Annotated in this window: 16 protein-coding genes; 11 read left to right on the forward strand and 5 right to left on the reverse strand. The window is 68.4% G+C overall.

Features of this window, described 5'->3' with window-relative positions; translation table 11 throughout:
• The first annotated feature begins 3 nt into the window (after nucleotides 1-3).
• The gene (locus AC3EO7_RS25545) at nucleotides 4-726 is read left to right on the forward strand and encodes an ABC transporter ATP-binding protein (protein ID WP_435592578.1); all 723 of its coding nucleotides are present in this window, start codon (nucleotides 4-6) and stop codon (nucleotides 724-726) included.
• A 104-nt stretch (nucleotides 727-830) separates the two neighbouring features.
• On the opposite strand, the gene AC3EO7_RS25550 is transcribed toward AC3EO7_RS25545, so the two are convergent.
• Nucleotides 831-2,351: a flavin-containing monooxygenase gene (locus AC3EO7_RS25550; RefSeq protein WP_435592579.1), complete on the reverse strand. Its 1,521-nt coding sequence runs from the start codon at nucleotides 2,349-2,351 to the stop codon at nucleotides 831-833.
• A gap of 307 nt (nucleotides 2,352-2,658) precedes the next feature.
• A complete protein-coding gene (locus tag AC3EO7_RS25555; RefSeq protein WP_435592580.1) occupies nucleotides 2,659-3,069 on the reverse strand; it encodes a nuclear transport factor 2 family protein in 411 nt (136 codons plus the stop codon).
• A 134-nt stretch (nucleotides 3,070-3,203) separates the two neighbouring features.
• Here AC3EO7_RS25555 and AC3EO7_RS25560 point away from each other — a divergent pair, with 134 nt between their 5' ends.
• Nucleotides 3,204-3,785: a TetR/AcrR family transcriptional regulator gene (locus tag AC3EO7_RS25560; RefSeq protein WP_431970509.1), complete on the forward strand. Its 582-nt coding sequence runs from the start codon at nucleotides 3,204-3,206 to the stop codon at nucleotides 3,783-3,785.
• A 10-nt stretch (nucleotides 3,786-3,795) separates the two neighbouring features.
• On the forward strand, nucleotides 3,796-4,530 hold the full coding sequence (locus AC3EO7_RS25565) for a TVP38/TMEM64 family protein (protein WP_435592581.1): 735 nt from the start codon (nucleotides 3,796-3,798) through the stop codon (nucleotides 4,528-4,530).
• 124 nt (nucleotides 4,531-4,654) lie between these two features.
• On the opposite strand, the gene AC3EO7_RS25570 is transcribed toward AC3EO7_RS25565, so the two are convergent.
• The gene (locus AC3EO7_RS25570) at nucleotides 4,655-5,221 is read right to left on the reverse strand and encodes a hypothetical protein (RefSeq protein ID WP_435592582.1); all 567 of its coding nucleotides are present in this window, start codon (nucleotides 5,219-5,221) and stop codon (nucleotides 4,655-4,657) included.
• Nucleotides 5,222-5,626: 405 nt separating this feature from the next.
• Between AC3EO7_RS25570 and AC3EO7_RS25575 the strand changes: the two genes are divergently transcribed.
• Nucleotides 5,627-6,106, forward strand: a complete 480-nt coding sequence (locus AC3EO7_RS25575) for a hypothetical protein (protein ID WP_431970512.1) — start codon at nucleotides 5,627-5,629, stop codon at nucleotides 6,104-6,106.
• A 220-nt stretch (nucleotides 6,107-6,326) separates the two neighbouring features.
• On the opposite strand, the gene AC3EO7_RS25580 is transcribed toward AC3EO7_RS25575, so the two are convergent.
• A complete protein-coding gene (locus tag AC3EO7_RS25580; RefSeq protein WP_435592583.1) occupies nucleotides 6,327-7,916 on the reverse strand; it encodes an MFS transporter in 1,590 nt (529 codons plus the stop codon).
• A 131-nt stretch (nucleotides 7,917-8,047) separates the two neighbouring features.
• Here AC3EO7_RS25580 and AC3EO7_RS25585 point away from each other — a divergent pair, with 131 nt between their 5' ends.
• From AC3EO7_RS25585 to AC3EO7_RS25605, 5 genes are all read left to right on the forward strand, one after another.
• The gene (locus tag AC3EO7_RS25585) at nucleotides 8,048-8,698 is read left to right on the forward strand and encodes a TetR/AcrR family transcriptional regulator (RefSeq protein ID WP_431970514.1); all 651 of its coding nucleotides are present in this window, start codon (nucleotides 8,048-8,050) and stop codon (nucleotides 8,696-8,698) included.
• Nucleotides 8,699-8,802: 104 nt separating this feature from the next.
• A complete protein-coding gene (locus tag AC3EO7_RS25590; protein ID WP_435592584.1) occupies nucleotides 8,803-10,272 on the forward strand; it encodes a wax ester/triacylglycerol synthase family O-acyltransferase in 1,470 nt (489 codons plus the stop codon).
• A 128-nt stretch (nucleotides 10,273-10,400) separates the two neighbouring features.
• Nucleotides 10,401-11,777: a flavin monoamine oxidase family protein gene (locus tag AC3EO7_RS25595; RefSeq protein ID WP_435592585.1), complete on the forward strand. Its 1,377-nt coding sequence runs from the start codon at nucleotides 10,401-10,403 to the stop codon at nucleotides 11,775-11,777.
• Nucleotides 11,774-12,637, forward strand: coding sequence for an alpha/beta fold hydrolase (locus tag AC3EO7_RS25600; protein ID WP_435592586.1), 864 nt, complete (start codon nucleotides 11,774-11,776; stop codon nucleotides 12,635-12,637). Before AC3EO7_RS25595 ends, AC3EO7_RS25600 begins: the two co-directional genes overlap by 4 nt.
• A 433-nt stretch (nucleotides 12,638-13,070) precedes the next feature.
• Nucleotides 13,071-13,550, forward strand: a complete 480-nt coding sequence (locus AC3EO7_RS25605; RefSeq protein WP_435592613.1) for a phosphotransferase family protein — start codon at nucleotides 13,071-13,073, stop codon at nucleotides 13,548-13,550.
• 35 nt (nucleotides 13,551-13,585) lie between these two features.
• Here AC3EO7_RS25605 and AC3EO7_RS25610 read toward each other — a convergent pair whose 3' ends face one another.
• A complete protein-coding gene (locus AC3EO7_RS25610) occupies nucleotides 13,586-14,803 on the reverse strand; it encodes a molybdopterin-binding protein (protein WP_435592587.1) in 1,218 nt (405 codons plus the stop codon).
• A 276-nt stretch (nucleotides 14,804-15,079) separates the two neighbouring features.
• On the opposite strand from AC3EO7_RS25610, the gene AC3EO7_RS25615 reads away from it, so the two are divergent.
• Nucleotides 15,080-19,360 (forward strand): bifunctional nitrate reductase/sulfite reductase flavoprotein subunit alpha, encoded by a 4,281-nt coding sequence (locus AC3EO7_RS25615; RefSeq protein ID WP_435592588.1) that lies wholly within the window; start codon nucleotides 15,080-15,082, stop codon nucleotides 19,358-19,360.
• A gap of 60 nt (nucleotides 19,361-19,420) precedes the next feature.
• Entirely contained in the window at nucleotides 19,421-19,630 is a 210-nt protein-coding gene (locus tag AC3EO7_RS25620) for a TOBE domain-containing protein (protein WP_431970520.1), read from the forward strand.
• Nucleotides 19,631-19,635 lie beyond the last annotated feature (5 nt).

The raw sequence follows: 19,635 nt of genomic DNA on the forward strand, positions 1-19,635 counted from the left end.
CTCATGACCCTCACCGTCGACGACGTCACCCTCACCTACCCCGACGGCGCGGACCGGCTCACCGCACTCGACCGTGTGAGCCTTCGCGTGGACGCGGGCACCGTCGCCGCGATCACCGGCCCCTCGGGCTCGGGCAAATCCAGCCTGCTCGCCGTGGTCGCGACGCTGACCCGACCCGATTCCGGCCGGGTGCTGCTCGAAACCTCCTCGACCGCAGTCGATTTGGTATCGTTCAGCCGCCGCGAGGCGGCCGCGCTACGCCGCTCGTCCATCGGCATCGTCTTCCAGCAGGCCAATCTCGTTCCCGCGCTCACCGCCCTCGAACAGCTCGAGATGATGCACCATCTCGGCGGACGAGTCTTCACGACACCGGCTCGACGCTGCGAAGCCCGCGCCAAGGCAAGGGAACTCCTGGATGCCGTCGGGCTGGCGGAGCATGCGGCGAAGCGCCCCGCGCAGCTGTCCGGCGGCCAACGTCAGCGCGTGAACATCGCCCGCGCGCTGATGAACGATCCGGCGCTGCTCGTCGTCGACGAGCCGACCAGCGCACTGGATTCCGAACGCGGCGCGGCGATCATCGACCTCATCCTGACCGTCGCCGACGACCACCGCGCCGCCACCCTCCTCGTCACCCACGACCACACCCACCTGCCTCGCATGGACGCGGTCTACCGCATGACCGACGGCGCGCTCACCCGCGACCGGACCGCCCACGCCGCCGCCTGAGTACGGAGGGCTGACAGCGCGGCAACGGACGCGGCCGCGCTGTCTGTCGATCATGCTGGGCTCCACACGAACTCAACCGGCCGACGCCGGTCGAGGGCGCCCGGTCAGGACACCGCGGGAGACGCGACCGGCGTCGAACATCGGGTCACCGCAGGGGCCGGGCGACCGTGTCTGGGATATGGCGTGTCCGCCGAGACCGCGCGGAAGCACGCCACGGGCCGGTGATTTCGCAGCATCCGCTCGTAGGTCCGCGCCGAGGCCGGCCACGGGTTGGTGACGCGCCCGGCGCGATCCTTGTACCAGCTCGGCCCGGTGATGGGCCACACCGTCTTGGCGATCGCCCGATCGAGCCATCGCCGATGGGCGCGCATCGCCTCCTCGTCGACTTCGATCGCCGCGGCGCCGAGCCGGTCGCGCAAGCGCAGGCAGTCGAGGATGTAGTCGATTTGACGTTCTTTCATGGCGGGGTTGCTGCCCGCGGGGTTGAACGAATTGGGCCCGGCGATCAGGAAGGCGTTCGGATAGCCGGGGACGGCCAAGCCGAAGAACGCGCTCGCGCCGGTGCGCCATTGCTCGTGCAACACCCTCCCTTCCCGCCCGCGCACCACGACCGGGACGAGGAATTCCGGCGCCCGGAAACCCGTGGCGTAGACGATCACATCGACTCGATGGCAGGTCCCGTCGGCGGTCACCAGACCGTCGCCGACGATGCCCGTGACCGGCTCGGTGACCAGTTCGACGTTGGGGCGGTTGAGGGTCGGGTAGTAGTGGCTGTCGAAGATGATGCGTTTGCCACCGATGGGATAGTCGGGTGTGAGTTTCGCACGCAATGCGGGGTCGGGGACCTGGCGGTGCAGGTACCGGCGGGCCAGCCATGCGGCGGGCCGCGCCGACCACCCCCGCCGCATGATCGGCGCCAGCAGGGCGTCCGCACCGTGGTCGAGCGCCTGCCGGTAAAAGTGGTGCGCGCCAGGCAGACTCAGGCCCGCTCGGGCCAACGGCCCGAACTCGGCCGGAGGCTTCGGCAGCACCCAGTGCGGTGTGCGCTGGAACAGGTGCACCCGCGCGGCGGCGGCCGCGAGGGTGGGCAGGATCTGGGCGGCGCTGGATCCCGTGCCGATCACCGCGATGTCGCGGCCGCGCAAGTCGTGCCGGTGATCCCATTCGGCGGTGTGGAACGACAACCCGGCGAAGTCGGTCCGCCCCTCGATGTCGGGCAGATACGGGCGGTGCAGCTGGCCGACTGCGAAGACGACGACATCGGCCACCGACCGGCCCGTGGCCGTGGCCAGCTCCCAGCGGCCCTGCTGCTCGAGGTAGGTGGCCGCGGTGATGGCTGTGCCCAGCCGAAGGTGCGGCATCAGATCGCACTCGACAGCGACCCGACGCAGGTACTCGAGGATCTGTCGCTGTCCGGGATAGCGGATGTGCCTGTCGCGATAGGGCGCGAAGGTGAACGAATACAGGTGCGAGGGGACATCGCAGTTGCAACCCGGATAGGTGTTGTCCCGCCAGACCCCGCCGACGTCGGCGCTCTTCTCGAAGATCACGAAATCCTCGAATCCCGCCCGCTTCAGAGCCACTCCCATCCCGATACCACCGAATCCGGCTCCGATCACGGCCACGCGGCAACTCGACATTCCGTTACCACCTCCCTTTCATTGTGAGTGAATATTCAGCTACCTCACTATTCGTGCGGCGGAATGGGACGGATGGGAGGCATTACCTCCTTGCCGAAACAGACCGAGCGGAATCCGAGAAACAGCGGCTACCAAGGTGGTTCGCCCTCGACGTAGGTACCACCAAGCGGTCGATTGATATCGAGCGAGTCGGCCCTCCTGCAGCGAAATTCCCCCGATGGCACACCTTCGGCTAACCCGTTGAAGACGTGCGCCTCATGTCGATCGTCGGCGTCGAACCGCGCAGCGCCGACTACCCGACGGCCGGCCCGCGACGCGCCACCACCTTGCGGTAGCCGATGCGCCACCCCCGCGGCTCCCGCAGCAGCACGTCTTCATACACCGCGGACGCGCTCGTCCCGTCGGCCGCGACCGCCAGAGCCTTCGACCGCACCCGCACGTTCTCGCAATCCTGGCCGACGATGACGATATTGGTGACGTGATGCCCCATCGGCTGATTCGCCGCATCCCGACTGCCGCGCGCCAAGTCCCGCATCGCCCGCAGTCCATGCAGCGTGCCGTAGCCGTAGTCCGTCAGGTCGAAGACCACGTCGTCGGCGAACACTTCATCGAGCCGATCCCACGCACGATCGTCGGCCAAATGCCCGTGCAGGGCGATCGTTTCGTGAATCGCGACGCGGTCCGCCACGGTGATGTCCGGCATCTCGTCACCTTTCGGAATCCGTGGGCCGATTCGACGAGCGCATCGGACGCGACGCGAAACGGAGGGCCCACCCCATTTATCGCCGGGTACGATACGGGGTGCCCACCCCATTTAGCAAGAAGGCAGTCGAACAGATGGGAGAGAACCCCAGCTCATCGGGTCGCATGCGGGCCGATGCGCGACGCAACCGCGACAGGCTGGTGACCGCGGCGAGTGCCGTGATCGCCGAAGCCGGAGCCGACGCGTCCCTGGAGGAGATCGCCCGCCGCGCCGGGGTCGGATCGGCCACCTTGCACCGGCACTTCCCGAGCCGCGAGATGCTGCTGGAAGCGGTGCTGCGCGAACGCGTCGAGGTCTTGTGCACACGGGCCGAGGATCTGCTGACCGCGCCGAATGCCAGTGCGGCCCTGGTGATGTGGCTGCGCGATGTCGTGGCGCACGCGGCCACCGCACGAGGTCTCGGACCGGCGCTGACGGGGTACAACTCCGATCCGGGGTTCTCGCCCCACGCCATGATCAGGGAAGCGGCACGACAACTCGTCGATCGCGCCCGACGCGAGGGCTCGATCGCCTCCGGTGTCGCGGTCGACGACGTCCTGCAACTCGCCAACGGCATATCCCTGGCCACCGAATCCCTTCCCGATCCGGCACAACGCGCCGAGACCCTGCTCGGCCTCGCCGCCAACGGACTCCTGCGCCGCGCCGACGACAAGTGACAGGTTCACCATGCCCGACGACAACGATTTCTCCCCCACCAGCCGACGGCGGCACATCGTGCGGCTCGCGGTGTCCGTCGCGTTCCTGCTCGCGATGTTCTATCTCGTCGCCATCGCGCGAGTGATCGACGTCGACGGCGTGCGCGGCATGATCGCGGCGACCGGGCCCGCGGCGCCGTTGGCCTACGTGGTGGTGTCGGCCGCGCTCGGCGCCGTCTTCGTTCCCGGCCCGATTCTGGCGGCTGGGAGCGGGTTTCTTTTCGGACCGCTGCTCGGAACGTTCGTGACGCTGGGGTCGGCCGTCGGGACGGCGGTCATCACCAGCTTCCTCGGGCGCCGGGCGGGCCGCGAGAGTACGCGCGGGTTGCTCGGCGCCGAACGCGCCGCTCGTATCGATGCGCAGATCGAGCAGCGCGGCTTGTGGGCCATCGTCGGGCAACGCTTCGTCCCCGGTATCTCGGATGCGCTGGCGTCGTATGTGTTCGGCGCCTTCGGAGTTCCGTTGTGGCAGATGGCCGTCGGATCGTTCATCGGATCGGCGCCGCGGGCATTCGTCTACACCGCGCTCGGCGCGTCGATCGGCGATCTGTCGGCGCCCCTTGCCTATTCCGCCATCGCGGTCTGGTGCGTCACCGCGATCATCGGAGCCTTCGCCGTGCATCGCGGATATCGGAGCTGGCGGGTCCGCGGCGCAGAGCGGGAGCGCGAAGCGGTATCGGACGGCGCCGCGGAATCGGCCGGCTGAACCGAGGTCGTGCGGTCTGGTTCTTCGTCCGGCACCTCGGCCGCGTCGGAACGTCACCGGCCTGACATGACGGGAGCGGCGTCCGACCATCAGCCGGGCGCCGCTCCGACGGCGAATGCTTCCGCTATTTCATGAACTTCAGCAGGCCCAGGTTCGGTTCGAGCGCACCGTCCTGACCGAGCGCCAGGAAGTCCGCCTCCACCTCCGAGCGTTCGAGCTTCCCCGCGCGCACCGCGCGGTAGCGCACGAACGACCACAGGAACACGTCGAGGTTGTCGAAACGGGTGCCACCCTCCAGCACCTCCTCTTCGTGAAACCACACGGCCACTTGACCGTTCGCGAGCACGACATACAGATTGCCGCCGCCGTCCGCGCCGACCGAGTAGACATCGTCGTCGGTGAGCTCGGTCGTGTAGTCCGAATCGCGTATGCCGCAATCGTTTTCCGCGAACTCGAAACCGTAGGACCAGTCGAAGATGTCCAAGAACTGCGGCAACCGGCCCGAGCGGACCCGGCGGTCGAGCGCGGCCAAGGCCGTCGCGTCGGCGGGGGCCAGGCGCTCGAGAAACGGTGCGACCGAGCGGGTTTCCTCCGGCACGTGGACGGGGCTGGCATCGGGGAACCACCGGGCCAGGTCGGCGTCGAGATCACGGTCGGTGTAGCCGACGAGGTCGGCGAGGGTGAGCGTCACGGACGGATTGTAGAAACACCTGCCGACAACCGGAGACGCGCGACAACTACATCGGCACTGTCGCTTTCCGGGGTGCGCCGAACCAGCACGACAGCGCTTCACTCGCCCACTCCCCTCGGAGTCCTTCGTCGCGTCCTCGGTCGTCGACAACTCACGCATGCTCGCTACTCCCCTTCTCGCAGATTCCGACGTTCGGCCGGCGATTCTGCGGCACACCCGGGGTTTTGCCGCAAGGCCCCGGGTGCGACTCTCGGAGACTTCTCACCGGGCTGGGCACGCTCGCCGAGCAAGCGACGAGAACGATCAGGAATCGAGAAGCGCAGGTCACCGGGCCGTAGCTAACGTTCTCGCTATCGACGTCCACCCGGCAGATCGCCGGGTTGCTCGCCTTCGGAGGAGGACTCAATGAACTGGAACAAGCGGATTCGGCTGACGCACCGGTGGCTGGCCATCGCCTTCACCGCGACCGTCGTCGTCACCATCGCCGCCTTGGCGCTAGAGGGTCCGGTCTGGGTGTCGTATCTACCGCTGCTCCCGCTCGCCCTGCTCCTGTTCTCCGGCCTCTACCTCTTCGTGTTGCCGTATGCCATCGGACGCAATCGACGAGCCGCGGACATCCCATCCCGGCAGGCCGCTGCGAACCGAGGTCGCTCGACGGCCCAGTGGATCCGGCAGCTGCACCGCTGGTCGGCGATCGTTTTCCTCTCGACCGTTCTCGCCACCTTCGTGGCCTTGGCGCCGGAAGAGCCGATCGTCTGGGTGTCCTACCTCCCGCTGCTCCCGCTCGCCGCACTCCTGTTCTCCGGTCTCTACATGTTCGTACAGCCGTATGCCGCCAAGCGGCGCGGCGCCCGTCGGACACTCTCCGCTCCGGCCGACGCGTAGGTACAGGCTGCCGAAACGCTCGTCGCGTCGCCCGCCACCGAGCGCGGTGTCGCTGCCCTGTGCTCCCGATCCCACCGGCGACAGTCGGGCCGGCTCGGAGCGTGGCGGCGTTCCCACGGCCGACGGGGAAGCGATCCGTCCTCCGCATCGACATGCGGAGGACGGATCGCAACGAATCACGGACAGCGCGGCGGAAATTCCCGCACCGCGTGCCGAAGCATCAGCCGACCGTCACCAGCTCCTCGGTCGCGCTCGCGGCGGGAGCCGGTGCGGGCTTGCGCCGCGCCGGGAGCAGGACCCCGACGGTGACGGTGCCGATCGCGAGCACGATCGCCGCGATCAGACTGGTCTGCGAGACCGCGTGGGCGAAGGCCGCATCGGCGGCGGAGACGAGTTGCGCGGCCTGCTCCGGCATTCCGGCCGCACCGATCCGCTCGGCCACGATGAGCGCGCCGCCGATCGAATCCTGCGCCGCGTCGGCTGCTTCCGCGGGCAGACGGCCCGCGACGACAGGACCGATCTCGTCGCTGTAGGCACTCGCCAGCAGGGAACCCAGGATGGCGATGCCCAGCGTGCCGCCGAGTTCGACGGAGGTATCGTTCACCGCGCCTCCCACGCCGAGCAGCCGTTCGGGGAAGGCGTCCATGATGGTGTCGGTGGCCGGGGAGACGCTGAGCCCGATCGCGAGGCCGAGCAGCATCAGCGGCCCGACGAACGCCGCGTACCCCGACTCGGCATCGACGCGGGTGAGGATCATCAGCGCCAGAGTCCCGACCGTCATACCCGCGACAACCATCGTCCGCAGTCCGAGCCGAGGGGTCAGCACACCGGTGATCGCCGAGCCGACGAACACCGCGCCCGCCAGCGGCAGCAGCCGCACACCCGTGTCCAGCGGGTCGTAGCCGAGGACGAACTGCAGGTGCTGCGTGATGTAGTAGATCGCGCCGAACGCGGCCAGGAAGAACAGCAGCACAGCGAGATTCGCGCCCGCGAACGCGCGGTCGCGGAACTTGCGGATGTCCAGCATCGGGTTGGGGTGGCGCAGTTCCCAGGCGGTGAACGCGGCGGCGGCGAGAGCGGCCAGCGCACCGGCGATCACCGCGGCGGTGTGCCAGCCGTTGCGCGGGCCTTCGATGATCATGTAGACCAGCGCCGCGACGGCCACGACCGACAGTGCACCGCCCATCAGGTCCAGCCGCTGCGTCGCCTGCGCCCGCGAGGGCGGGACCAGCACCAGCGCCGCGACGAACGAGCCGACGGCGATGGGAACGTTGATGAGGAAGGTCGACGCCCATCCGTTGTCGATGAGCAGCCAGCCCGCCACCAGCGGCCCGACCGCGATGGCGAGTCCGGTGGTCGCCGTCCAGATCGTAATGGCCACGGCGCGTTCGCGTTTGGGGAAGGTCGCCACGAGCAGCGACAGCGTCGCGGGCATGATCATCGCGGCCGCGATGCCCATGATCGCGCGGGCGACGATCACCAGGTCCGCGCTGTCGACGACCGATCCCAGCGCCGCGCCGCCCGCGAAGACGGCGAGACCCGCCAGCAGCATGCCGCGGCGGCTGTACTTGTCGCCGATCGCGCCCATGAGCAGCATCAACGCGGCATAGGGGATGGTGTACGCGTCGATGATCCACTGCAGATCCTGGCTCGACAATCCCAGGTCGACGGTCATATCCGGCGCGGCGACGATCAGCGACGTATTGGTCATGACGCCGATCAGCACACTCAGGCACAGCACCGCCAGCGCGGCCCATCGCCTGCCGTAGACGGCGCCCGGTTCCACCGGCGTGGTGACTAGCAGAGACACGTCCGTTCCTCTCGGTAAATGCACACTGCCGTGCAATTGCACGTTGTTGTGCAATCTACGGAATTTGCACAGCAACGTGCAACCGTGCGACCCTGGAACGTGAAGGGACTCACACGACGACGACAGGAACCATGACTTCATCCGCGACACCGGGCACCCGCGCGCATGCCAATCGACGGCACATCCTCGACGTCGCAGCGGGCGAGCTGGCACGCAACCCCGCGGCCAGCATGGAGGAAATCGCGTCCGCCGCAGGCGTTGTGCGCCGAACCCTGTACGGCCACTTCCCCACCCGCGAGGCATTGATCGACGGCATCCTCGACCTGGCCTCGGAGGACATCGCCCGAACCCTGCGCTCGCTCGACCCCGACGAACCGGTCGCCGTCACCTCGGCGCGCTGCACGATCGCCCTGTGGCGAGTCGGCGACAAGTACCGCCTGCTACTCAGACTCGCGGAAACGACGCTGGGGACGCGCATCGAAGAGCGACTGGCGCCGGTGCACGAGAACGGCGCCGAGACGCTGCGCCACGGACAGCACCTCGGCGTCTTCTCCGACCACCTTCCCGCCGAGGTACTGTCCCGCGCCCTCGCCGGCCTGGTCCTCGCCCTGCTCGAGGCGCGCAACGACGAAACCTGGACCGACCCCGAGCCCGAGGTGGCCGCGGCCCGCGCTTGCTTGATCACCTTGGGCGTCCCCCCCGTCGAAGCAGGCGAAATTGCCAGAGCAGCAGCTTCTTTGGAGAAATATGAGCCGACACCGGCACACAGCCCCGCCGGTTAGAGCACTCGGCCGACACCCCACAATTTGACCCATTCCATCATGGATGATGAAATCATCATCATCGGGCTGGAGTCTGCCGCCGCCAACCCGATCACGCGCCGCCGATGTCGCATCGAATCGCCGCCGAGCGCAAGGGGAACATCGTGGGTCGCCAGAAGAGAAGCAAGCACCTCCGTATCGACGAGTCGTTCTGGGTCTGGCTCGAATCGCCCACGACGCCGATGCACGTCGCGGCGCTCGCGACGTTCGAGACGGACGGCGAACCGGCCGCGGAGGTCGTGCGACGCATTCTGGCGGACTTCAGGAAGCGGACCGACGTCGATCCCCGGTTCCGGACGGTCATCCGCATGCGGCGGTTCCCCCGGCGAGCTCGGCGCGCACTGGTCGACGACATCGACCTCGACTTCCACCTCCGCCATCACACACTCTCGGCCGCCGGGGGCGAATCCGAACTGGCACAACTCGTTTCACAACTGCGGTCGAGCCGGTTCGATACCCGCCGCCCGATGTGGCAGGTCCATGTCATCGAAGGACGGTCCGGGAATCGATTCGCCGTCTACCTGGCGGCCCATCACGCGCTGATCAACGGCGTCGACGCGGTCCGCTTGCTGAGCCGCTCCCTCGCCACCGATGGGGGCGCGCCGGTGGCGACTCCGGTCTGGACGATCGGCCGTCCGCGACCGGCCGATATCGAGGCCCGTCGAGCAACGAAATCCCGGCCGAATCCGGCCAGAGCGTTGTTCGCCGCGGCGAAGGCCGTCGGCACGCTGTTCCTGGCGTGGCGAACCAACGCACCGCTGACCGGTCCGTTCACCGCACCGAGGTCGCGTCTCAATGTCGACATCGGCCCGCGACGCCGCGTCTGCACGGCCTCGATCGATCTGAACAGGATCAAGGATCTCTCGAAGGCCAGCGGAGCGAGTCCCAACGACATCGTGCTCGCCGCGTGTTCCACCGCGTTGCGCCGCTACCTGCTCGACATCGGCGGACTGCCGGACAAGCCGCTGATAGCAGGCTGCCCGGTCTCCATCGCGGCGCCGGAGGGATCGAACGCGGACAGTTCGATAGGCATCATGTTCGCCGACCTCGCCACGGACCAGCCCGATCCCGCCGCCCGGCTGACGACGATTTCCCGCTCGACGACCGCGGCCAAGAACCATCAGGCCGCCCTGCCGCACGCGGCGCTGCTCCCCTACTCGATTCTCGCCATGGCGCCGCACACGATCCGGCAGCTCACACCCGGCGCCGTCGAGCGCCTCGCACCGGCGTTCAACCTGATCGTCTCGAACGTGCCGGGGCCATCGCAGCCTCGCTACCTCGCCGGCGCGAGGATGGCGGGCCTCTACCCGCTGTCGCTGCTGTTCAAGGGTGAAGCACTCAACATCACCGCGGTGTCCTACGCCGGTCGAATGCACCTCGGCTTCACCGCGTGCCCGACGGCGTTGCCCGAGGTCCAGCTCCTGGCCCGCTACATCGACGACGCCGTCGACGAGCTCGAAGACCGCTACGCCACCGCGATTCCCGACCTTCCCAAACCCGCGCGAGGCCGGGAACGCATCCCCGGATTGCTATAGAATTGCTGGACGAATTCGACGCTCGAGCCTGATCGAAGGCGATGTGCACCCGGTGTGTCGAGGGTGCGGCAAGTAGCGCCCGGCCGCACGGCGGTCTTCGCGCGGAACTTCAACACGAGGCGGCGCTCATGACAGACGTCGACTATTGCGTAGTTGGTGGGGGATTTGCCGGATTGGCCGCCGCGCTGCGGCTGAAACAGGCGGGTCGATCGGTGGCGATGCTGGAAGCTCGCGACCGGCTCGGCGGACGCACGTTCACCGAGGTGCGTGCGGACGGGTCCTGGATCGATCGTGGCGGCGCCTGGATCGGGCCGGGGCAGGACCGGATCCGGGCGTTGATGACCGAGTTCGGAATATCGAGTTACCAGCAGTACACCGACGGCGAGGCCCTCATGGTGGTCGACGGCAAGCGGCACCGCTACGAGGGCACGATCCCGTGGACGATGAGTCCGTGGGCGGCGCTGAACCTCGGCACGGTACTGCTCGAGCTGGGTCACATGTGCAAGGCGATTCCGCTCGAAAGGCCGTGGGCGGCGAAGCATGCCGACAAGTGGGATCGGGTCAGCCTGGCCCACTGGCTGGACAGCAATGTGCTCTCCAAACCCGCGCGTGAGCTGCTCGAGACCGCGATCGCCGGCCTCTACACCTCCGATGGCTCGGAGGTGTCGTTGCTGTTCGTGCTGTACCAGATGGCGTCGGGAGGCGGGCCCGGCTTCGTCTTGGGGGTCAAAGACGGCGCCCAGGATGCGCGACCGGTCGGAGGCATGGGCGCGATCTCCGGCGCCATGGCGGCACAGCTGGGCGATGCGATCCACTTGTCCCAGCCTGTCCGGCGCATCGATCAGGACGCCGACGGCGTGACGGTCCGCTCCGACGAGTTGACGGTGCGCTCTAGCCGGGTGATCGTTGCGGTTCCCCTGGCGATCGCGAGCCAGATTCTCTACGAGCCGATGCTGCCGGTGAATCGCTCGTTCCTGCATCAGCGCATGCCGAGCGGCTCGATCCTCAAGATCGCTGCCGTGTACGACGAGCCGTTCTGGCGTGACGACGGGCTGACGGGACAGTCGGCGGCGCCGGGCTCACCGGCGACCATCACCATCGATGCGTGCACGGACACCGGACGACCCGGGATCCTGTGTGTCATCACCGAGGGACCCATCGCGCGGCGTATCGGAGGACTCGATCCGGCCGAGCGGAGAAGGGCGATACTCGGCTCGCTCGCCGAACGTTTCGGCGACAAGGCAAGCCTGCCCGTCGATTACGTCGAGCAGGACTGGAGTGTCGAGCGGTACTCCGGTGGCGGGATGCTCAGCCACGCGCCGACCGGTGTGCTGACGCAGTTCGGTCCTGCCCTGCGCGAACCGTGCGGCCGCGTCCACTGGGCAGGCACCGAGAGCTCCGCCGTCATGTGCGGTTGGGTCGACGGAGCCGTTCGCTCGGGCGAGCGGGCGGCGAGCGAAGTACTGCAACAGGAGACGGTGACCGCGGCCGGAGCCCAGGCGTGACGCTCACTCCGACCCGGCTCGGCTCGCTGCACGTCCGCACGCTCGGCTCCGGTCCGCCCGCGCTGCTGTGGCACAGTCTCTTCGTCGACTCCACCACCTGGGCCCGCGTCGAAAACCGCCTCGCCCAGAGCCGCACGCTCCTCCTCGTCGACGGGCCGTGCCACGGCGGGAACCCGCCACCCACGCGCCGCTTCACCCTCGACGACTGCGTGGGCGTCGCGGAGGACGTCCTCGACCACCTGGGTATCGACGAGCCCGTCGACTGGCTCGGCAACGCCTGGGGCGGACATGTCGGCATCCTGTTCGCGGCCGCGCATCCGCGCCGCTGCCGGACGCTCGCGGCCGTGGGCGCGCCGATCCCGGCGCTCACCCCGGCCGAGCGACGCCGGGTCCGGTCGCTGACCGTGCTCTATCTCCTGGTCGGCGCCCGGCCGATCCGATCCCTTCTCGTCGATGTCCTGCTCGGTCCCGACGCCCGCGCGGCGGACCCCGCGGGCGCGGCACTGGTCGGCGACGCGTTTCGCCGAGCCCGCCGCACCGACATGCTGCACGCGGTCTCGGCGTTGAGCCTGGCCCGGCCGAACCTCACGCCGGTCCTCGCCACCATCGAGACGCCCACCCTGCTCACCACCGGACCCGCGGATCCGATGTGGACCGTCGCGGACGCGAAAACCGCGGCTCACCGGCTCCGCAACGGCTCGCTCGTCCTGCTCCCCGCCGCCGGGCACGTCGGTCCCCTCATCCGAGCACCCGAACTGCTGGCCGACCTCGTCACCGCCTTCTGGCGCGACCCCGCGGCAACCCTCGAAACCTTCGGCGGCGCCGCGTTCGAGGGGCGGGACCCCGGAACAGAACACTGAGTCGTCCCGATTCGGTCGTAGTCTCTTGTCGGCACCGGGTGAAAAGAATTGGAACCGGCAAGGCGCCCGCACCACGATGGTCGCATGGACGGCAACGACAACAGCGCGAACCGGATCCGATGGAACGAGCTTCCCGACGTCGTGCGCGCCGAGATCGAGCACCGTTCGGGCGCGCGAGTGCGTGCGGCCACCACGCAACCGGGCGGATTCAGCCACGGCTTGGCCGCCCGGCTCGAATTGAGCGACGGCCGAGACGTTTTCGTCAAGGCGATCGACTCCGACGACAGTCTCGCCGCGATGTACCGGACCGAGCTCGAAACCGCCGCCCGTCTGCCGTCGACGGCTCCCGCGCCGGCGCTGCGATTCAGCCTCGACACCCCCGGTTGGCTCGTCGCGATCTTCGACTACGTACCCGGTCACCATCCCCGGCTCGATCGACCAGCCGAGCTGGCGGAGATTCGCCGAACACCAGCCACCCGCCGACCTGGACGACTGGTCGCGGCGCAACCTCGACAAGCTCGCCGAGCTGGAATCGACCTGGACCGACCACGCCGCAGGCGAAACACTGCTGCACACCGACCTGCGCCCGGACAACATGCTGCTCCGACCCGACGGCGCCATCGCGGTCCTCGACTGGGCATGGCCCTGCCGCGGAGCCGCGTGGATCGACCTAGTCGCACTCAGCCCGGCCATCGCCGCGCACGGAATCGATACCGATCGGCTCCTCGCCACCCATCCGGTGACCAGTGACATCGATCCTGTCGCGGTCTCGGCATTCCTCTGCGCCTTGGCCGGCTACTGGGCCGCGAAAAGCCGTGAGCCCGCGCCACCACGATCACCCAGCCTCCGCCGATACCAAGCCCGCTCGGCCAGGGTCACCACTGACTGGCTCGGTCGGCGACTCCGTTGGTGAAAAACCCACGCGAACAATGGTTCCTGCGGTGTGATTCAGTGCGGGAGCGGCAGGATCTCGACCAGAGAACCCCGGCCTACCCCGGGTGGCAACAGCGCCAGTGCGTGCGCGCCGAGCAGATCGGCCAGATGCGGAGTGCTCACCGCACCGTTGGTCCGCCAGACGCCGCCGTCGACCTGCCAGGCGGGCACGACCCGGGTCAGTTCACGGTCCGGCGCCGCCGCGTCGAGTATCCGCCCTCGCAGCGGGGGTGACGGGCGGCGGCCCGTGAGAGCGCGCACCACCGATCTGCCGGTCACGAGCGTGGCCGCGATGGCCGCCAAGGGATTTCCCGGCAGGGCCAGCAGGACCCGCCCATCGGCGAGGCGGGCGACGATCTGCGAGCCACCGGGCCGCATGCGCACGCCGTCGATCAGCATGTGCGCCCCGATCTCGTCGAGCACGTCGCGTAGCCGATCGGCCGTGCCCCGGCCCGTGGCGCCGACGCTGATGACGAGCTCCGCGTCGGTGTCGAGTTCGAACCAGGATCGCAGCAGCGCGCGGTCATCGGGCAGCCGCCACAGCTTGCGGCAACCGATATCACAGCCGCGCAGATACTGCGGCAGTACCGGCCCGAGCACATCGCGAACCTGCCCGGGTACGAGATGTCCGGACGCGCGAATCTCGTCGCCGGTGATGAGCACATCGGCACGCAGCGGCCCGCGAATCGCGGCGGTCGGGACTTCCGCGCTCAGCGCGACAGAAACCAGCGCCGGGTCGACGCGAACCCCGGTCGAGGCGAGTTCGTCACCGGCTGACCAGTATTGGCCGAGTACCCGGGTGTCATTGGCGCGCGGGACTCCGGGGGCGGATCGCAGAATCCATTGTCTGCCACTCCGTTCGACCAGCATGTGCTCCGATCGCACGACCGCGGTGGTGCCGCGCGGGGTCGGCGCTCCGGTCGAGATGCGGACGGCTTCACCGTCGGCGAGCACGATGGTCGACTGCTGACCTGCCGTGCACAACCCGATGCGCAGCGTCCACCGCGGGCCGTGCCCGCTGATCGCGAATCCGTCCATCGCCGCGGTATCGGCGATCGGGAAGGAGCAAGCCGCCGTCACGGGCTCGGCGAGCGTGGCGCCCACCGCGTCGGCGACGGGGTGGTACCTGACCGGCACCGGGGTCAGCGCCGAGCGCAGCACCGTGTCGATTTCCTCGACACCGACCTCCGATCGGGTTCCCGCATCGAGGGATCCGGTGTGTACCGCGCCCACGCATCAGTCCTTCCCTAATGACAACCAGTGACAACCAGTGCGATCCTAAATCCTCACATACGGAGATTTCTTGCCTCTTTCACCGCAATTGCCTACCAATTTCCAGAATCTCACCCGCGCATGAGGAGTATTGTGCGGACTCGCCGCTCCTCACATCCGCGCTACCCGGACGGGGAGGTGACCGTAACCGCGCATGTGACGAGCCGGTAACAGGGCGTTCCTAGCGTGAGTCCGGAGGACGACGAAGCACGACGATGCGAGCGGGGAGGAATCACGGTGGCGGCAGCCGAATCCGGAGCTGGGGCGAACACAGTGCGCACGGTGTGCTCCTACTGCGGTGTGGGATGCGGCATCACGCTGGAACTCGACGGCGCGGCGGACGGCCGCCGGATACGCAAGGCGACCGGCGACAAGGATCACCCCGCCAACGGCGGCCGACTGTGCACCAAAGGCGGCAGCCACGCGGACATGATCGCCGCCGGTGGCAGGCTCACCACCGCCCTTGTCCGCGCCGAGCGCGGCAGCGCCGCACAGCCTGTGCCGCTGGACGACGCGATCGCCGAGACCGCGCGGCGGCTGCGCGCTCTCGTCGACGAACACGGCCCCGACGCGGTCGCCCTCTACGTCTCGGGCCAGATGACCCTCGAGGCACAGTATTTGGCGAACAAACTGGCCAAAGGCTTCATCGGAACCAATCAGATCGAGTCCAACTCCCGGCTGTGTATGGCCAGCGCGGGCAGCGGATACAAGCTGTCGCTCGGGGCGGACGGTCCACCAGGGTCCTACGACGACTTCGACCACGCCGACGTCTTCTTCGTCATCGGCGCGAACATGGCCGACTGCCATCCGATCCTGTTCTTGCGCATGATGGATCGCGTCAAGGCAGGCGCGAAACTGATCGTGGTCGACCCGCGCCGCAATGCCACCGCCGACAAAGCCGACCTGTACCTCCAGATCGCGCCCGGCACCGATCTCGCACTACTGAACGGGCTGCTGCATCTGCTCGTCGAGAACGGCCACACCGACACGGAGTTCATCGCCGAGTTCACCGAGGGCTGGGAGGTGATGCCGGAGTTCTTGCGCGACTACCCGCCCGCCACGGTCGCCGAGATCACCGGGCTGGCCGCCGACGACATCCGGCGGGCCGCCGAACTGATCGGCGCCGCCGACAACTGGATGAGTTGCTGGACAATGGGACTCAACCAGTCCACGCACGGCACCTGGAACACCAACGCACTGATCAATCTGCATGTGGCGACGGGTGCGATCTGCCGCACAGGGAGTGGCCCGTTCTCGCTGACCGGGCAACCGAACGCGATGGGCGGGCGGGAAATGGGCTACATGGGCCCCGGCCTGCCCGGCCAGCGGTCGGTGCTGGTCGACGCCGACCGCGAGTTCGTCGAACGGCTCTGGGACCTGCCGCAGGGCACACTGCGCACCGACGTCGGCACCGGCACCGTCGACATGTTCGCCAGGATGGCGGCCGGTGAGATCAAAGCCTGCTGGATCATCTGCACCAATCCCGTTGCCACCGTGGCGAATCGGAAGACCGTACTGGCGGGACTCGAAGCCGCGGAACTGGTCGTCACCCAGGACGTCTTCGTCGACACCGAGACCAACGCCTACGCCGATATCACGCTGCCCGCCACCCTCTGGGTCGAGGGCGAAGGGGTGATGATCAACTCCGAGCGCAACCTCACCCTCGTGCGGAAGGCGCTGCCCGCACCCGGCGAAGCCATCCCCGATTGGCAGATCATCGCGCGCATCGCCTGTGCGATGGGATACTCCGATGCCTTCGGCTACACGCATGCCGAGGAGATCCTCGACGAGATCAAGCGGGCCTGGAATCCGAAGACCGGCTACGACCTACGCGGGGTCAGCTACCAGCGGCTGCGCGAAGGCCCGCTGCAATGGCCGATCGCCCCGGATGGGCCCGCGCGCAACCCGATCCGCTACCACAACGACGGCATCAGCCAGGAAGTACGCGCGCACCCGGACGGGTCGACGCCACGGCTGTGGTTCCCCACCGCCTCAGGGCGCGCGGTGTTCTTCCCTCGTCCGCATCTACCCGCCGCCGAACTACCCGACGACGACTACCCTTTCGTCCTCAACACCGGTCGGGTGCAGCATCAGTGGCACACCCTCACCAAGACCGGCAAGGTCGCCAAGCTCAACAAGCTCAACCCCGGCCCTTTCCTCGAGATACACCCCGACGACGCCGGGAAAATCGGCGTCTCCGAAGGCGATTGGGTGGAGGTCGCCTCACGGCGCGGCCGGGCGGTGCTCCCGGCCGTGCTCACCGACCGGGTACGACTCGGTACTACGTTCGCACCGTTCCACTGGAACGATCTGTTCGGCGAGTACCGCGCCATCAACGCGGTCACCAACGACGCGGTCGATCCGATCTCCCACCAACCCGAATTCAAGGTCTGCGCGGTCGCCTTGGCGAAGGTCGCCGCACCCGTCGAGACACACCTGGTACTCGAGCCCGAGACGCCGTCCGTCCCTGCCCCCGAACAGCCAATCACTGCCCCACCGTCGGCCACGCACGTAGTGACAGCCGCGTCCCTGCTCGGTATCGCCGACCTTGCCGCGCCGCAGTTCAGCGACCTCGAATCCGCCTATCTGACCGGGTTTCTCGCCGCCGTGCAGCGCACCGGGGACACCGGCATCCTGCCCGCCCTGCCACAGTCCACCCCGCTGCGGCCGAGCGCCGCCGCCTGGGTGGACGGCATGCTGGCGGGACTGTACACACCGCATCTCCGCATCGACCGACCGGCGACGGTCGCCGTTCTTCCTCCGGCCACGGCCTCCGCACCGGCTCCCGCGACGGGCCCCGAAGCATCCGCCGCGACACGACCACTGCTGGTCCTGTGGGCGTCGCAGACCGGCAAAGCCGAGGAATTCGCCACCGGAACCCTCGCCAAGACGCTGGCCGAGCGAGGCGTCCAGCCCGCGGTCCACGCCATGAACGCCCTCTCTTCGGGGGACCTGCCCCGTGAAGCCGACCTCATCGTGGTGAGCAGCACCTTCGGTGACGGCGACGCCCCGGACAACGGCGCCGGGTTCTGGCAGTCGCTCGTCGACTTGCCCGAATCAGCGCTCGCCGGAACGCGATTCGCCGTGCTGGCGTTCGGCGATTCCAACTACGACGCCTTCTGCGGGCACGGCAAACGCCTCGACCAACGCCTGGGCGAACTCGGCGCCGAACGGCTCGTCGCTCGGGCGGACTGCGAACCCGATTTCGACGAGACCGCCACCGCCTGGCTCGAACAGCTGCTGTCGGCTCTCACAGCACCGATCGATTCGGGGGCCGTTCCACCGTCCGCCGCGCCTGTCGAACAGGTCACGACCCCCGCGCAGCAGCCGACCGCTCGGGCTGGGTCGGCTACGGCGGTGAGCGTCGAACCCGGTGCCGCCACCGCGCAGACCGCCGGCCGCACCGAAACGGACCGGCCGCTCGGCCGACTGGTGGGCAACCGCCTGCTCAGCCTGGACGGCGCGCAGAAAGAGGTGCGGCAGTTCAGTTTCGACCTCAGCGACACCGAACTGCGGTACGACGTCGGCGATGCGCTCGGCGTGCGCCCGGCCAACGATCTGGGGCTGGTGTGGGAGTTCCTCGCCACGACCGGCCTCGACCCCGCGGCCGTCGTCGAGGTGCCCAAAGCCGGTCCGCTGCCGTTGGCCGTCGCGCTCGAGGAGCATCTCGATCTGACCAAGATCACGCCTGAACTCCTGCGGCACTTGGTCGAACACACCGCCGACCCTTACCTGGAGACGCTGCTGCGCCCGGACAACAAGGGCGAGCTGGCGAAATGGCTCTGGGGCCGCCAGCCGGCCGATATCGCCGCCGACCACCCGATGATCGCCGACCCGCAACGCTGGGTGGACATGCTCAAACGCATCCGGCCGCGGCTCTATTCGATCTCGTCGAGCCCGCTGGTGGACCCCGCCGTCGTCCGCACCACCGTGTCGGTCGTCCGTTACGCGGGCCCGACCGGGCGACCGCGCGGCGGGCTCTGCTCGACCTTTCTCGCCGACAGCGAGCCCGATCGCCCTCTGGCACTGCACATTCAACGATCACCGCATTTCCGGCCACCCGAGGATCCGGCCGTACCGGCGATCATGGTCGGCCCCGGCACGGGTGTCGCCCCCTTCGTCGGATTCCTCGACCACCGCCGGGCGCGCGGCGACCAGGCCAAGAACTGGCTGTTCTTCGGTGAACAGCACCGCGCGACCGACTTCTACTACCGAGACGAGCTCGAGCAGCTGCGGCACCACGGCGTTCTCGACCGCCTCGACCTCGCGTTCTCCCGCGACCAGCGCACCAAGGTCTACGTCCAGGACCGGATGCGCGAACACGGCGCCCACCTCTGGAGATGGCTCGACGACGGGGCGCATTTCTACATCTGCGGCGACGCCACCCGCATGGCCAAGGACGTCGACACCGCGCTGCGCGAGATCGTCGCGCACCACGGCCACATGACGGCCGAGGATGCCGACGCCTACGTCAAGCGACTCACCGACGACAAACGCTACGTGCGCGATGTCTACTGAACTCGCCGACCGGCGCGGCGATACCGAACGGCCGCGACGGCGGCGCGTATCGTCGCGCCCATGCGCCTGAGCACCCGCAACCAACTCGACGGAACCGTGGTCTCGGTCACCCGCGGTGAAGCGATGGCCGTCGTTCGCGTCCGCCTCACGGGAGGCGACGAGATCACCTCGTCGATCACTCGCGCCGCCGCCGACGACCTCGGCCTCGCCGAGGGCTCGGTGGTCAAGGTTCTGATCAAGGCGACCGAGGTCACTCTCGGTATCGAGTAACCTCA

This window comes from Nocardia sp. bgisy118, assembly GCF_057708605.1.